The sequence below is a fragment of the Janthinobacterium amylolyticum genome, from assembly GCF_051380655.1.
Lineage (GTDB): Bacteria > Pseudomonadota > Gammaproteobacteria > Burkholderiales > Burkholderiaceae_D > Janthinobacterium.
The window spans coordinates 503090-516518 of sequence record NZ_JBNYXL010000001.1 but is presented as its reverse complement, the minus strand read 5'-3'; the positions used below and the strand labels follow the sequence as shown (position 1 = coordinate 516518).

The window sequence follows — 13429 nt, the reverse complement described above, 5'->3', positions numbered from 1 at the left end:
ATACCTTGTTTGCCCTGAAAACCCTGCGCCGCGAGACCGGCGCGCCAGCTCTTCCCGCCTTGCGGCTGATCGCCGCCGCTGCCCTGGCCACTGTTGTTGCCATGGCGCTGGCCGCCTGTTCCAAGCCGGTACCCAAGGTGGAAGATGTGCGTCCCGTGCGCGCGATCGTGTTAGCCAGCAGTAATGTTGACGTCAGTGCGGAACTGGCGGGCGAGGTCGTGCCCCGCGTGGCGTCACAGCTGGGCTTTCGCGTGGGCGGCAAGATCGTCGCGCGCAAGGTTGACGTGGGTGCAGCCGTCCGCAAGGGTCAGCTGCTGATGCAGCTCGACCCCGTCGACCTGCAACTGGCGCAGGCGCAGGCGAAGGCGGCGCTGGCCAGCGCGGAAACGAACCGCGACCTGGCGCGCGCCGAACTGAAACGTTATCAGGACTTGCGCGAGAAAAATTTCGTCAGCCAGGCCGTGCTCGACAGCAAGGATGCCACCTACAAGGCGGCGCAGGCCAACGTGGAAGCAGCCCAGGCCGCCTACCGTGGCCAGGCCAACCAGTCCGGCTATGCCAGCCTGGTGGCGGATGCCGATGGCGTCGTCACGCGCATCGATGCGGAAGTGGGGCAGGTGGTCTCGCCCGGCACGCCCGTCGTGGTGGTGGCCAGGAGCGGCGAGAAGGAAGTCGTGATCGGCTTGCCGGAAGACAAGGTCGATACCTTGCGCCAGGTCAAGGATGTCGTGGTGCGCCTGTGGGCCGATCCGAAACAGGCGCTGCCGGGCAAGATCCGCGAAGTGTCGCCCGTGGCCGATCCGGCCACGCGCACCTATCTGGCCAAGGTCAGCATCCCGGACGCGCCGCAAGCCCGCCTGGGCATGACGGCCGTGGTGCAGTTCTCCTCGCAAACGGCGACGCCGCAGATCAAGGTGCCGCTGACGGCCCTGTTCAATGAGAAATCGCAAAGCTCCGTGTGGGTGGTGGACAATGGCGCCGTGAAACTGGTGCCCGTCACTGTCGGCGGCGTGGCGGGCAACGAGTTGTTGCTGACCTCGGGCGTGAAGCCGGGCCAGACCGTGGTCACGGCCGGCGTCAACTTGCTCAAGCCTGGACAGAAAGTCACCATCCTCGGGGCGGAAACGGCCGCAGCGGCCGCGCCCGTCGCTTCCGCCATCACGGTTGGGGCCGCCAAATGAAGGGCGGCTTCAATCTGTCACGCTGGGCGCTGGAACACATACCGCTGACACGCTACCTGATGGCCGTGCTGCTGATCGGCGGCATGCTCAGTTATACCAGCCTGGGCCAGGACGAAGATCCGCCATTTACCTTCCGCGCCATGGTGCTGCAAGCGTACTGGCCGGGCGCCACGGCCCTGCAGATGGCCGAGCAGGTGACGGACAAGCTGGAAAAAAAGCTGCAGGAGACGCCGTATATCGATGAGATCACCAGCTATTCGAAGCCCGGCGAAACATTGATCTTGCTGGAATTGCGCGAATCGGCGCCGCCGAAGGAAACGGCCGCTGCGTGGTACCAGGTGCGCAAGAAAATCGGCGACATCAAGGGCACCTTGCCGTCCGGCGTGGTGGGTCCGTTCTTCAACGACGAGTTCGGCGACACGTATGGCTCCATCTTCGCCTTGTCCGGCGATGGTTTTACTTACGCGGAAATGAAGGATTACGCGGACAAGGTACGCCAGGAATTACTTGCCGTGGGACAGGTCTCGAAGGTGGAGCTGTTTGGCGTGCAGGATGAAAAGATCAATATCATCTTTTCGCACAAGAAATTTGCCCAGCTGGGCATTCCCTTCGATGCCATCGTGCAGCAATTGTCCGAGCAAAACTCCATCAACGCCACCGGCGTGCTGGTGACGCCGACGGACAACCTGCAAGTGCGCGTGACGGGCGCCATGGTCACCGTCAAGGATCTGGAAAACCTCGAGCTGCGCGCCAACGGCACCACCTTCCGCCTTGGCGACTTTGCCACGGTGAAACGTGAATTCGTCGATCCGCCGAAGGACAAGATGCGTTTCAACGGCAAGGAAGTGATCGGCCTGGGCGTGTCGATGGAAAAGGGCGGCAACATCATCGACATGGGCAAGGCCTTGCAAAAGACCGTCTCGCGCATGACGAGCGAGTTGCCAGTTGGCATAGAACTGCAGCGCGTGTCGAACCAGCCTGAAGCCGTGTCCGCTTCCGTGGGCGAGTTCGTGCACACCCTGATCGAAGCGATCCTGATTGTGCTGGCCGTCAGCTTTGTCGCGCTGGGCTTGCATACCAAGCCGCTGCGCATCGACGTGCGCCCCGGCCTGGTGGTGGCGCTGACCATTCCGCTGGTGCTGGCCGTCACCTTCCTGTGCATGCGCCTGCTTGACATCGATTTGCACAAGATTTCCCTGGGTGCCCTGATCATTGCGCTGGGCTTGCTGGTCGATGACGCCATCATTGCCGTTGAAATGATGGTGCGCAAGATGGAGGAGGGCATGTCGCGCTTCGACGCGGCTACCTTTGCCTACACGTCGACGGCCATGCCCATGCTGACGGGCACCCTGATCACGGTGGCGGGCTTTTTGCCCATCGGCCTGGCCAAGTCGACCGCCGGCGAATACACGTTTTCCCTGTTCTCCGTCAATGCACTGGCGCTGGTCATTTCCTGGGTGGTGGCCGTGGTGTTTACGCCCTACATCGGCTATATCTTGCTGAAGGTCAAGCCGCACGCACATAACGACCATGAACTATTCGATACGCCGAACTTCCGCCGCTTCCGCCGTGCCGTGACCTGGTGCGTGGAATGGCGCAAGACGACGATTGCCGCCACCCTGGCCATCTTTGCGCTGGGCATCTACGGCTTTAATTTTATCGAGAAGCAATTCTTCCCCGATTCCAGCCGGCCCGAACTGATGGTGGAGCTGTGGTCGCCGGAAGGCACGACCTTTGCCGCGAATGAAAAGCAGGTCAAGAAGTTCGAAGCGTTTGTCGGCAAGCTCGATGGCGTGGAAAGCGTGACCAGCTACGTGGGCACGGGCAGCCCCCGTTTCTACCTGCCGCTGGACCAGATCTTCCCGCAGACCAACGTGTCGCAAGTGGTGGTGTTGCCGAAGAGCCTGGCGGACCGCGAACGCTTGCGCCAGCAAATCGTCGACGTTTTCAAGAAGGATTTCCCGGAAGTGCGGGGGCGTGTCAAGCTGTTGCCGAACGGACCGCCGGTGCCGTATCCGGTGCAGTTCCGCGTCACGGGGCCGGAAGTGGCTGGCGTGCGCGCCATTGCCGACCAGGTCAAGGACATCATGCGCGCCAATCCGAATACGCTGGGCGTGAATGACAACTGGAATGAATCGGTGAAGGTGCTGCGCCTGGATCTGGACCAGGACAAGATGCGCGCGCTGGGCGTCACCTCGAAAACGGTGATGCAGGCGGCCAATACTATCCTGTCGGGCACGGTCATCGGCCAGTTCCGCGAAGACAATAAACTGATCGATATCCAGGTGCGCCAGCCTTTGGCCGAGCGGGCGACGATTTCCGTGCTGAATGACACGAATATTCCGACAGCAACAGGCAAGTCCGTGCCCATCTCGCAGCTGGCCCGCGTGCATTTCGTCTGGGAGCCGGGTGTGGTCTGGCGCGACAAGCGTGAATGGGCCATTACCGTGCAGTCGGACGTGATTGACGGCATCCAGGGCGCGACGGTGTCGACGCAGCTGGCGCCGCAGCTCGACGTCTTGCGCGCCAAGCTGCCGGCCGGCTACCGCATCACCGTGAAAGGGGTGGCGGCCGACAGCGGCGAGGCCGAAGCGTCGATCGCGGCGAACCTGCCGCTGGCCATCTTCATCATCTTCACCCTGCTGATGCTGCAGCTGCACAGTTTCTCGCGCGCCTTGCTGGTCTTCCTGACGGGTCCGCTGGGCGTGGCAGGCGCCGCCTTTGCCTTGCTGGCGCTGGGCCGGCCGCTGGGCTTCGTAGCCAACCTGGGCATCATCGCGCTGTTCGGCATGATCATCCGCAATTCGGTGATCCTCGTCGACCAGATCGAGCAGGACATCAAGGATGGTTCGGCACCCTGGGATGCCATCATCGACTCGGCCGTGCGCCGCTGCCGCCCCATCGTGCTGACGGCCGCCGCCGCCGCGCTGGCCATGATACCCTTGTCGCGCTCCGTTTTCTGGGGGCCGATGGCTGTCGCCATCATGGGCGGCCTGATCCTGGCGACAGCGTTAACGTTGCTGTTCCTGCCGGCACTGTATGCGGCCTGGTTCCGGGTCAAAAAGCCGGAGCCTGACGCCCGGCAAGCGGGTACGCCAGCCGTGTGATGGCGCAGGGCGGGGCCGCCTGGCGCCTTCGCCCATGTGCCCGGACGGCAAAAGGGCCTGGTCGTACCCTGGAGGGACGGCCCCGGTCTCTGCTTCTGCCTTGGAAAATGTCGCCGGCTGGCCCGGCGGCGCCCTGTGCCGGGCGGTAAAAAAAAGCGGCATTCCTCTGGGAAATCCAGTAGAATGCCGCCTTTGCTTTGCTGCGGGCCTGGTTGACAAGTCCATGGTAGCCAGAATGCTCCCGAGTTGTTAAAATCGGCAGCAGCAGTCAAGTGGTATGTACAAGCTGCGTACAAAATGCGGATGTGGTGGAATTGGTAGACACGCTGGTCTTAGAAGCCAGTGCTTCGGCTTGGGAGTTCGAGTCTCCCCATCCGCACCAGTCGGGGTTGTTCCAGCCCGGACGTGCAGCACCATCAAGAGAGTCGTCAGGGCTACGTCAGCCCGCCATCAGTTTGTCATCACCCCAGTGCGCCCAGCGCCGCCAATTGCCGGCTCGATTCCTGCACCATGTGCGTCACCAGCGCCTGCGCCTGCGGGTAGCCTGTTCTTTTCAGCAGTGTTTCCTCGTGTGTCAGCGGCCATAGCGCCGTGAGTACGCATTGCCGCGCCTGCGGCCAGCGCTGCGCCATGTCCAGCCCCTCCGTTTCTGGCGTTGGCACAGGCATCTCCCTGTCCAGCAAACGCAGTGCCGCGCGCGCCGCCGCCAGCTCGTGTTCCGCCTGCCGTTGCAAGGTGTCGTCCCGGGGTGGCGGTTGCCGCGCCAGGAAAGTGTCGAGCTTGCGGCTCTGGCGTTCGTACAGGTCGAGCAGCAAGTGCAGGGTGGCGCCTGCCGGCCGTGGCTGCGTGTCGATTGTGTCGAGCACATCAAGCAGCCAGCGCGTCATCTGGCGCCCGGCCAGCCCCAGTTCCGGCCAGGTGGTGCCGAGCAATTGTTCGCCCAGGTAGCGCGCCCGGTCGATGGCGCGCCGGCTGCCGCTCATGTTGTTGCCGATGCAGCCATACTCGGGCGCCAGCGCCGCTTCCTGCCGCTCGGCCTGCAGGCACAGCAAGGCAAGGTGCGCATACACGTGGAAGGCGGCAAACACGCGGTGCGCATCCCAGTAGTGATTGCCGTCATCATCGGGCGCGTTCCACAGCGAGCAGACCTTGGCGCCGTCGTCGCGCGCATAGTCGGGCGCCAGCAGGCTGTGGCCGTGGCGAAAGTCGTAGAGTTTCTGGTGCAGCGCTTCGTGCAGCAAATGCTCGGCCAGCCACCACGGGTTGCCGATCAGTTCCTGGTTCAGGAACACGCTGCCATTGACGCGGAACTGCGAGCTGGACGCCTTGCCGCGCCAGCTGCCCAGCTTGGGAAACAGGGCGATCAGCTGCACGTGCGACAGGGCGCTGGCGGCCAGATCGGGCAGCAGGGTTTCCAGCAAGCGCAGGCCGCGGCGCAGCAGGGCCCGCTCGTGCGGCGTGGGCGTGGCCAGGGGCGCGCCATAATTATCTTCCATCACGGCGAGGAAGGCCGTCGCATACGGCGTGCCCTGGTGCCAGGCGTGCCATATATAGGTGTCGTTATAGGGGACGTTATAGGCATAGGTATCGCTAAAGGTGTCGTCCACCCCGTTCTCGCCCGCTCCGGCAGCGCTTTCCTCTTGCTGATGCGCAGGCGCGACGTGCAGGCGCGCCATGGTGGGCAGGTGCGCCGTCAGCGGGCCGCCGGGCAAGCCGGACTGCAGATGCGTGCCAGCCGCCTGGAACAGCGCGACGCACTGGGGCAGGGGCAAGCCGTAGTCGTCGCCCAGGTGCAACTGGCGCATGGCGTGCTGCACGGCGCAGCGCAGTGCCGTGTCGCCCAGCAGCTGGCGCTGGCGCACGGCCGGCGCCGCGTCCAGCAGGCGCGCCAGGCGTGCGGCCTCGGGGAGGGGGCTGCCGAGCTTGTGCAGGCGCCGCCGATAGGCGACAGCCAGCTGGCCGCGGATGTAATCGCTGTCACCGAAGGCGCGGTGGCGCACCAGCGCCGTTTCCACGGCGCCCAGCACATCGGGGTCCGGTGGCGTGGCGCGCAGGGCAGGCGCAGCCATGGCCGCCTCAAGCCACGGTGGGGTGGTCGTGGTCGTGGTGGCCATCGCCCCGCATGCGCAATTCCATTTCATCGACTTCCGTCTGGATTTTTTGCAGATCGTCATCGGAAACGCCGTCGAGCAGGCGGCTGAGGACCATTTGCAGCTTGGCTTTGGCGTTGCTGGAACCGCCGGGTATGCTGTCACTCATGATGTTTTCTCCCTTAAATTCACTTGGAGGGGAGAGATAGCGCTCAGGTTTGCCTGAAAAATGGCCAAATTGAGGCAAATCAAAGGTTTTTTGCCTGAAATCTTCGTCTGGAGCGCATTTCTTTGTTTCGGACGGGGCGACAGTTCGCATATACTAATGAACGAAGCAGGCTGGAAAGCCTGTCTCTGGCGAAATGAAGAATGCCGGGGCAAGAGTAAAGACAGGGCACACCCAGGCTGTAGCGACTCGTTCGCTGCCGCTGGCATCCTCTGTGGCCGGGCCGCAAAGCCAGCCACTTCTCCGTAGTCCTTTGTTATAATGCCACGCTTTACCGAATGATGGCCGGCCCTGCATTTACCTAGACGCATGGCTGGACGCTCGGAGCCCTGTCGCGGTATTGAAGGCGGCGGATTGTTTGGTGCCTGGTGGGGGCAACCCCATGCCGGGTAGACCAGGTCCATCGTCCTGCCTTCAGTACGTTACAGATGAATATGCGAGCGAGTGAAGCTGGACCCATGTCTTGTCGCCAGTGATGGCGCAAGGGGTCGGGTCTTCTTTTCTCGCAACAACAGTATCTTATTTTTTGGACGATTTTTTACATGGCAACTGCAGTCGAAACCTTGGGCAAACTCGAACGTCGTATCACGATCTCCTTCCCGCTGACGGACGTCCGCACGGAAGTTGAGAAGCGCCTGAAAGTGCAAGCCCGTACGGCTAAGGCACCGGGCTTCCGTCCGGGCAAAGTGCCGTTGAAAATGGTCGCAGCACAATACGGCTACCAGATCGAATCGGAAGTGCTGAACGACAAAGTCGGCCGCGCTTTCAACGACGCCGCCAACGAAAACAACCTGCGCGTCGCCGGTTTCCCGAACATCGTGCCGAAAGAAGAAGCAGCAGAAGGCCAGCTGGCTTTCGACGCAACCTTCGAAGTGTATCCGGAAGTCGTCATCGGCGACCTGACGGCCGTTGAAATCGAAACCGTGCAAGCCGACGTGTCGGAAGCCGAAATCGACAAGACCATCGACATCCTGCGCAAGCAGCGCGTGCACTTCCACACCAAGGGCGAAGCTGGCGAACACGGCGACGGCGGCGAGCCGATCGCTGCGAACGGCGACCGCGTGACCGTGGACTTCGTCGGCTCGATCGACGGCGTTGAATTCCCGGGCGGCAAAGCTGAAGGCTACGCTTTCGTGCTGGGCGAAGGCCGCATGCTGCCAGAATTCGAAGCCGCGACCCTGGGCCTGAAAGTGGGCGAGTCCAAGACCTTCCCATTGTCGTTCCCAGAGGACTACCATGGTAAAGACGTTGCCGGCAAAACCGCTTCGTTCACCATCACCCTGCAAAAGCTGGAATGGGCGCACCTGCCGGAAGTCGATGCCGAATTCGCCAAGTCGCTGGGCGTTGCCGATGGTGACCTGGCCAAAATGCGCGAAGACATCAAAGTCAACCTGCAGCGCGAAGTCGCTGGCCGCGTGAAAGCACGCAACAAGGAAGCCGTCATGGACGCGCTGATTAAAGTTGCTGAGCTGGAAGTGCCAAAAACGCTGATCGCTCAGGATTCCGAGCGCCTGGCCGAAATGACCCGCCAGGATATGGCGCAGCGCGGCATGAACGTCAAGGACGTGCCTTTCCCAGCAGAACTGTTCGCGGAAAAAGCCGAGCGTCGCGTACGCCTGGGCCTGATCCTGTCGCAGCTGGTCGGCGACAACAACCTGCAGGCAACGCCTGAGCAAGTCAAGGCGCAGATCGAAGATTTCGCCCAAAGCTACGAAGATCCACGCGAAGTGCTGAAGTACTACTACAGCGACCGTCGTCGTCTGGGTGAGATCGAAGCCCTTGTATTGGAAGAAAACGTCGTCACTTACGTGTTGGGCCTGTCGAAAGTCACGACGAAAGCAGTTGCTTTCGACGAACTGATGGGAAGCAACGCACAAGCGTAAACCAGTTGGTATCCGGATGCCGCCGCCGCCGCGAGGTAGTGGCGGCACCCCCTAACTGCTTCACAAGGAAATGAAATGACAGGTATGAACCGTAATCCAGCGCTGGACACACAGATGCTCGGCCTGGTACCGATGGTGGTGGAACAAAGCGGTCGCGGCGAGCGCTCGTATGATATTTACTCGCGCCTGCTGAAGGAACGCTTGATTTTCATGGTCGGCCCGGTCAATGACCAGATGGCCAACCTGGTTGTCGCCCAGCTGCTGTTCCTGGAAAGCGAAAATCCGGAAAAGGAAATCTCGCTGTACATCAACTCGCCAGGTGGTTCGGTCTCGGCCGGCATGGCCATCTACGACACCATGCAGTTCATCAAGCCGGACGTGTCGACCCTGTGCACGGGCATGGCCGCATCGATGGGCGCTTTCCTGCTGGCCGCTGGCGCCAAGGGCAAGCGTTTCTCGCTGCCGAACTCGCGCATCATGATTCACCAGCCGTCCGGTGGTTCGCAAGGCATGGCGTCCGATATCGAGATCCAGGCAAAGGAAATCCTTTACCTGCGCACCCGCTTGAACGGCATCATGGCCGAGCGCACGGGCCAGTCGATCGAACAGATCGCCAAGGACACCGACCGCGACCGTTTCATGTCCGCCGACGAGGCCGTTGAGTATGGTTTGATCGACAAAGTGTTGACCAGCCGCGCTTGATGAGTCCCTACCGGTATTGCTAAGCATGTAAGTAAACGCCCGGGCGATCAAACGTTCGGGCGTTTCGCTTTTATTTCGGGTAGCATGGAGCTTGTGCACGTTGTTGACTTGCGCCATGGGTAATAGCCTTTGTGGGCAATTACCGCACTCCGGCTTGCGATTTTGCAATATTGTTAATGCAGTTCCAACCAAAATGCCTTATGTCAGACAAAAAATCCTCTAGCGGCGAAAAATTACTGTATTGCTCGTTCTGCGGCAAAAGCCAGCACGAGGTGAAGAAACTTATCGCCGGGCCGTCCGTCTTCATTTGCGACGAGTGCATCGACTTGTGCAACGACATCATCCGTGATGAAACGTCGAGCATCGAGACGGTGACCGGTACCAAATCCGACTTGCCGACGCCGCAAGAAATTGCCGCCTTGCTCGATCAGTACGTGATCGGCCAGCAGACTGCCAAGCGCATCCTGTCGGTGGCGGTGTACAACCATTACAAGCGTCTCAAGCACCTGGGCAAGAAAGACGACATCGAACTGGCCAAGAGCAACATCTTGCTGGTCGGTCCTACCGGCTCGGGCAAGACCCTGCTGGCACAGACCCTGGCGCGCATGCTCAACGTGCCGTTCGTGATCGCCGACGCCACCACCCTGACCGAAGCCGGTTATGTGGGCGAGGATGTGGAAAACATCATCCAGAAGCTGCTGCAAAGCTGCAACTATGATGTCGAGAAGGCCCAGCGCGGCATCGTCTACATCGATGAGATCGACAAGATTTCGCGCAAGTCCGACAATCCGTCCATCACGCGCGACGTGTCGGGCGAGGGCGTGCAGCAAGCCTTGCTGAAGCTCATCGAAGGTACGATGGCGTCCGTGCCGCCACAAGGCGGCCGCAAGCATCCTAACCAGGACTTCGTGCAGATCGACACGACCAACATCATGTTCATTTGCGGCGGCGCCTTTGACGGCCTGTCGAAAGTGATCGCCAACCGTTCCGAAAAGAGCGGCATCGGCTTCTCTGCCACGGTGCGCAGCAAGTCGCAAAGCACGGCTAGCGAACTGATGCTGCAGGCGGAACCGGAAGATCTGGTCAAGTTCGGCCTGATCCCGGAACTGGTGGGCCGTCTGCCTGTCATCGCCACCCTGGCAGAATTGACGGAAGAGGCGCTGATCCAGATCCTCGTCGAGCCGAAGAATGCGCTGATCAAGCAGTATTCGAAGCTGCTCGAGATGGAAGGCGCGGAACTGGAGATTCGTCCGGCCGCCCTGCATGCGATCGCCAAGAAGGCGCTGGCGCGCAAGACCGGTGCCCGTGGCCTGCGTTCCATCCTGGAACATGCTTTGCTGGACGTCATGTATGAACTGCCGAGCGAACAAAATGTGGTGAAAGTCGTCATCGACGAAAATACCATCACCAGTGGTGCCAAACCTTTGTTGATTTATCAAGAGACTGCCAAGGCCTCCGGAGAAAATTGATTATTGCTGAGACAAATGCATAAAAAGGGTTTTGATTCCTTAATGCATGGCAGTACAATTTAAATCAATGAGTGCAGGCTTCAATCGGAAAGCCACTCGCGGCGCTTAGCTGCGCGTGGCTTTTTATTATTCGGACTGCACTTGTTACAGTCATGCGGGTGTGTTTTGCGAAATGAACAAAATGTTTGTTTCACAGAATTATTTATTCTCGCCGGTCTTGTGTTTTGGCAGCGAGCGCCAACATCGTAAACACGCTTTCTATAAGGTACGCCATGACAACTTCCAAATTAACTGAGCAAACTCAACTGCCGTTATTGCCGCTGCGGGATGTCGTCGTTTTCCCGCATATGGTGATACCGCTGTTCGTTGGCCGTCCAAAGTCGATCAAGGCGCTGGAAGCTGCGATGGAGCAGGGCAAGAGCATCATGCTTGCCGCTCAAAAAGCAGCCGCGAAGGACGAGCCGTCTCCTTCGGATATCTATGAAATTGGCTGCGTCGCCAATATTCTGCAAATGCTCAAGCTGCCCGATGGCACCGTCAAGGTGCTGGTCGAAGGCGCACAGCGTGCCCGTATCAACCACATCAGCGATGCGCCGACGCACTTCATCGCCGACCTGACGCCGCTCGAGTCCGAGCCGGGCGACGAGTCGGAAGTCGAAGCCATGCGCCGCGCGATCGTGCAGCAGTTCGACCAGTACGTCAAACTGAACAAAAAGATCCCGCCGGAAATCCTCGCTTCCCTGTCCGGTATCGATGATGCCGGCCGCCTGGCCGACACCGTGGCTGCGCACCTGCCGTTGAAGCTGGAGCAGAAACAAGTCATCCTGGAAATTTTCAGCGTGGCCAAGCGCCTCGAGCACCTGCTGGGCCAGCTCGAAGGCGAGCTTGACATTCTGCAGGTGGAAAAGCGCATCCGTGGCCGCGTCAAGCGCCAGATGGAAAAGTCGCAGCGCGAGTACTACCTGAACGAGCAAGTCAAGGCGATCCAGAAAGAACTGGGCGAGGGCGAAGATGGCGCCGACCTCGACGAGCTGGAGAAAAAAGTCGCTTCGGCAAAGATGCCGAAGGAAGCGCTCGACAAGGCCACCAACGAGCTGAAAAAGCTCAAGCTGATGTCGCCGATGTCGGCCGAAGCCACCGTCGTGCGCAACTACATCGACACCCTGGTCAACTTGCCATGGAAAAAGAAATCCAAGGTCAATAACGACCTGTCGAATGCGGAAAAAGTGCTCGAAGGCGACCACTACGGCCTCGACAAGGTCAAGGAACGCATCCTGGAATACCTCGCGGTGCAACAGCGCGTCGACAAGCTCAAAGCGCCTATCCTGTGCTTCGTCGGTCCTCCTGGCGTCGGCAAGACCTCGCTGGGCCAGTCCATCGCCCGCGCGACGAACCGCAAGTTCGTGCGCATGGCCCTGGGCGGCGTACGCGACGAAGCGGAAATCCGCGGCCATCGCCGCACCTACATCGGCTCGATGCCGGGCAAGATTTTGCAATCGCTGTCGAAAGTCGGCGTGCGCAATCCCTTGTTCCTGCTCGATGAGGTCGACAAGATGGGCGCCGATTTCCGTGGCGATCCTTCGTCGGCCCTGCTGGAAGTGCTCGATCCGGAACAGAACCACACGTTCTCCGACCATTACATCGAAGTCGATTTCGACTTGTCCGACGTGATGTTCGTGGCCACGTCGAACTCGTACAACATCCCGCCAGCCTTGCTTGACCGCATGGAAGTCATTCGCCTGTCCGGTTACACGGAAGATGAAAAGACCAGCATCGCGCAGCGCTACCTGCTGCCGAAGCAGATCAAGAACAATGGCTTGAAGGAAGAAGAAATTTCGGTGGCCGAATCGGCGCTGCGCGACATCATCCGCTACTACACGCGGGAAGCTGGTGTGCGTTCGCTTGAGCGTGAAGTGTCGAAGATCTGCCGCAAGGTGGTCAAGATGCTGCTGCTGAAGAAATCCGACAAGAAAGTCATCGTCAACTCGAAGAACCTGGATAAATTCCTTGGCGTGCGCCGCTACGATTTTGGTGTCGCCGAGAAAGAAAACCAGGTGGGCCAGGTGGTCGGTCTGGCATGGACGGAAGTGGGCGGCGATCTGCTGACCATCGAAGCCGTGTCGATGCCGGGCAAGGGCGGCGTCATCCGCACGGGTACCCTGGGCGACGTCATGAAAGAGTCGATCGAGGCAGCCCGCACGGTGGTGCGCAGCCGGGCACAGCGCCTGGGCATCAAGGCGGACGTGTTCGAGAAGAGCGACATCCACATCCACGTGCCGGAAGGGGCGACACCGAAGGACGGTCCTTCGGCTGGCGCCGCCATGACGGTGGCGATGGTGTCGGTCTTCACGGGTATCCCCGTGCGTGCCGACGTGGCGATGACGGGCGAGATCACCTTGCGCGGCGAAGTGTTGCCGATCGGCGGCTTGAAAGAAAAGCTGCTGGCGGCCCATCGCGGCGGCATCAAGACGGTGCTGATTCCCGAGCAGAATGTGAAGGACCTGGCCGACATTCCGGACAACGTCAAGAACAAACTCGAGATCGTGCCGGTGCGCTGGATCGATAAAGTCCTGGAAATCGCCCTCGAAAGGCTGCCGGAACCGTTGACGGAAGTCGCAGCCGTGGAGGCTGTCACGGCCGCCGCGGCCAAGCCCGATGCGGCCGGCGAGGTAGTAAAACACTAACGTTTTACCCCTGTTTTTCCCAAACAAGCGCTTTTAGAGCGCTTGTTTTATATTGAAACGTGAATTGCGCCCCCAAAGCGCTTGACA

Annotated in this window: 8 protein-coding genes and 1 tRNA gene; 7 read left to right on the top strand and 2 right to left on the bottom strand. The window is 60.5% G+C overall.

Annotation, left to right across the window (positions count from 1 at the left end; translation table 11 throughout):
* Positions 1-5: 5 nt before the first annotated feature.
* The 3 genes from ACQ4WR_RS02425 to ACQ4WR_RS02415 all read left to right on the top strand — a co-directional run bounded on the left by ACQ4WR_RS02425 (position 6) and on the right by ACQ4WR_RS02415 (position 4670).
* The gene (locus ACQ4WR_RS02425; protein ID WP_436485061.1) at positions 6-1181 is read left to right on the top strand and encodes an efflux RND transporter periplasmic adaptor subunit; all 1176 of its coding nucleotides are present in this window, start codon (positions 6-8) and stop codon (positions 1179-1181) included.
* Complete coding sequence (locus tag ACQ4WR_RS02420) at positions 1178-4288, top strand: efflux RND transporter permease subunit (protein ID WP_436485060.1); 3111 nt, start codon at positions 1178-1180, stop codon at positions 4286-4288. Before ACQ4WR_RS02425 ends, ACQ4WR_RS02420 begins: the two co-directional genes overlap by 4 nt.
* A gap of 299 nt (positions 4289-4587) precedes the next feature.
* Positions 4588-4670 (top strand) — tRNA-Leu (locus ACQ4WR_RS02415).
* A gap of 79 nt (positions 4671-4749) precedes the next feature.
* On the opposite strand, the gene ACQ4WR_RS02410 is transcribed toward ACQ4WR_RS02415, so the two are convergent.
* Both ACQ4WR_RS02410 and ACQ4WR_RS02405 read right to left on the bottom strand, forming a co-directional pair.
* The gene (locus ACQ4WR_RS02410; RefSeq protein WP_436485058.1) at positions 4750-6357 is read right to left on the bottom strand and encodes a hypothetical protein; all 1608 of its coding nucleotides are present in this window, start codon (positions 6355-6357) and stop codon (positions 4750-4752) included.
* A gap of 7 nt (positions 6358-6364) precedes the next feature.
* Positions 6365-6547, bottom strand: coding sequence for a hypothetical protein (locus ACQ4WR_RS02405; protein WP_146012474.1), 183 nt, complete (start codon positions 6545-6547; stop codon positions 6365-6367).
* Positions 6548-7146: 599 nt separating this feature from the next.
* Here ACQ4WR_RS02405 and tig point away from each other — a divergent pair.
* The 4 genes from tig to lon all read left to right on the top strand — a co-directional run bounded on the left by tig (position 7147) and on the right by lon (position 13342).
* On the top strand, positions 7147-8487 hold the full coding sequence (tig, locus tag ACQ4WR_RS02400) for a trigger factor (RefSeq protein ID WP_102297407.1): 1341 nt from the start codon (positions 7147-7149) through the stop codon (positions 8485-8487).
* 84 nt (positions 8488-8571) lie between these two features.
* Complete coding sequence (gene clpP, locus ACQ4WR_RS02395) at positions 8572-9189, top strand: ATP-dependent Clp endopeptidase proteolytic subunit ClpP (RefSeq protein WP_374106380.1); 618 nt, start codon at positions 8572-8574, stop codon at positions 9187-9189.
* 200 nt (positions 9190-9389) lie between these two features.
* A complete protein-coding gene (gene clpX, locus ACQ4WR_RS02390) occupies positions 9390-10658 on the top strand; it encodes an ATP-dependent Clp protease ATP-binding subunit ClpX (protein ID WP_034787303.1) in 1269 nt (422 codons plus the stop codon).
* Positions 10659-10930: 272 nt separating this feature from the next.
* Positions 10931-13342: an endopeptidase La gene (lon, locus tag ACQ4WR_RS02385; protein ID WP_102297405.1), complete on the top strand. Its 2412-nt coding sequence runs from the start codon at positions 10931-10933 to the stop codon at positions 13340-13342.
* The last annotated feature ends 87 nt before the right edge of the window (positions 13343-13429 follow it).

What these genes read in the sequence shown, in the direction of transcription:
- ACQ4WR_RS02420 (WP_436485060.1), top strand. Translation starts at nt 1,178, where the DNA reads ATGAAGGGCGGCTTCAATCTGTCACGCTGGGCGCTGGAACACATACCG.
- ACQ4WR_RS02410 (WP_436485058.1), bottom strand. Translation starts at nt 6,357, where the DNA reads ATGGCTGCGCCTGCCCTGCGCGCCACGCCACCGGACCCCGATGTGCTG.
- ACQ4WR_RS02405 (WP_146012474.1), bottom strand. Translation starts at nt 6,547, where the DNA reads ATGAGTGACAGCATACCCGGCGGTTCCAGCAACGCCAAAGCCAAGCTG.
- tig (WP_102297407.1), top strand. Translation starts at nt 7,147, where the DNA reads ATGGCAACTGCAGTCGAAACCTTGGGCAAACTCGAACGTCGTATCACG.
- clpP (WP_374106380.1), top strand. Translation starts at nt 8,572, where the DNA reads ATGAACCGTAATCCAGCGCTGGACACACAGATGCTCGGCCTGGTACCG.
- clpX (WP_034787303.1), top strand. Translation starts at nt 9,390, where the DNA reads ATGTCAGACAAAAAATCCTCTAGCGGCGAAAAATTACTGTATTGCTCG.
- lon (WP_102297405.1), top strand. Translation starts at nt 10,931, where the DNA reads ATGACAACTTCCAAATTAACTGAGCAAACTCAACTGCCGTTATTGCCG.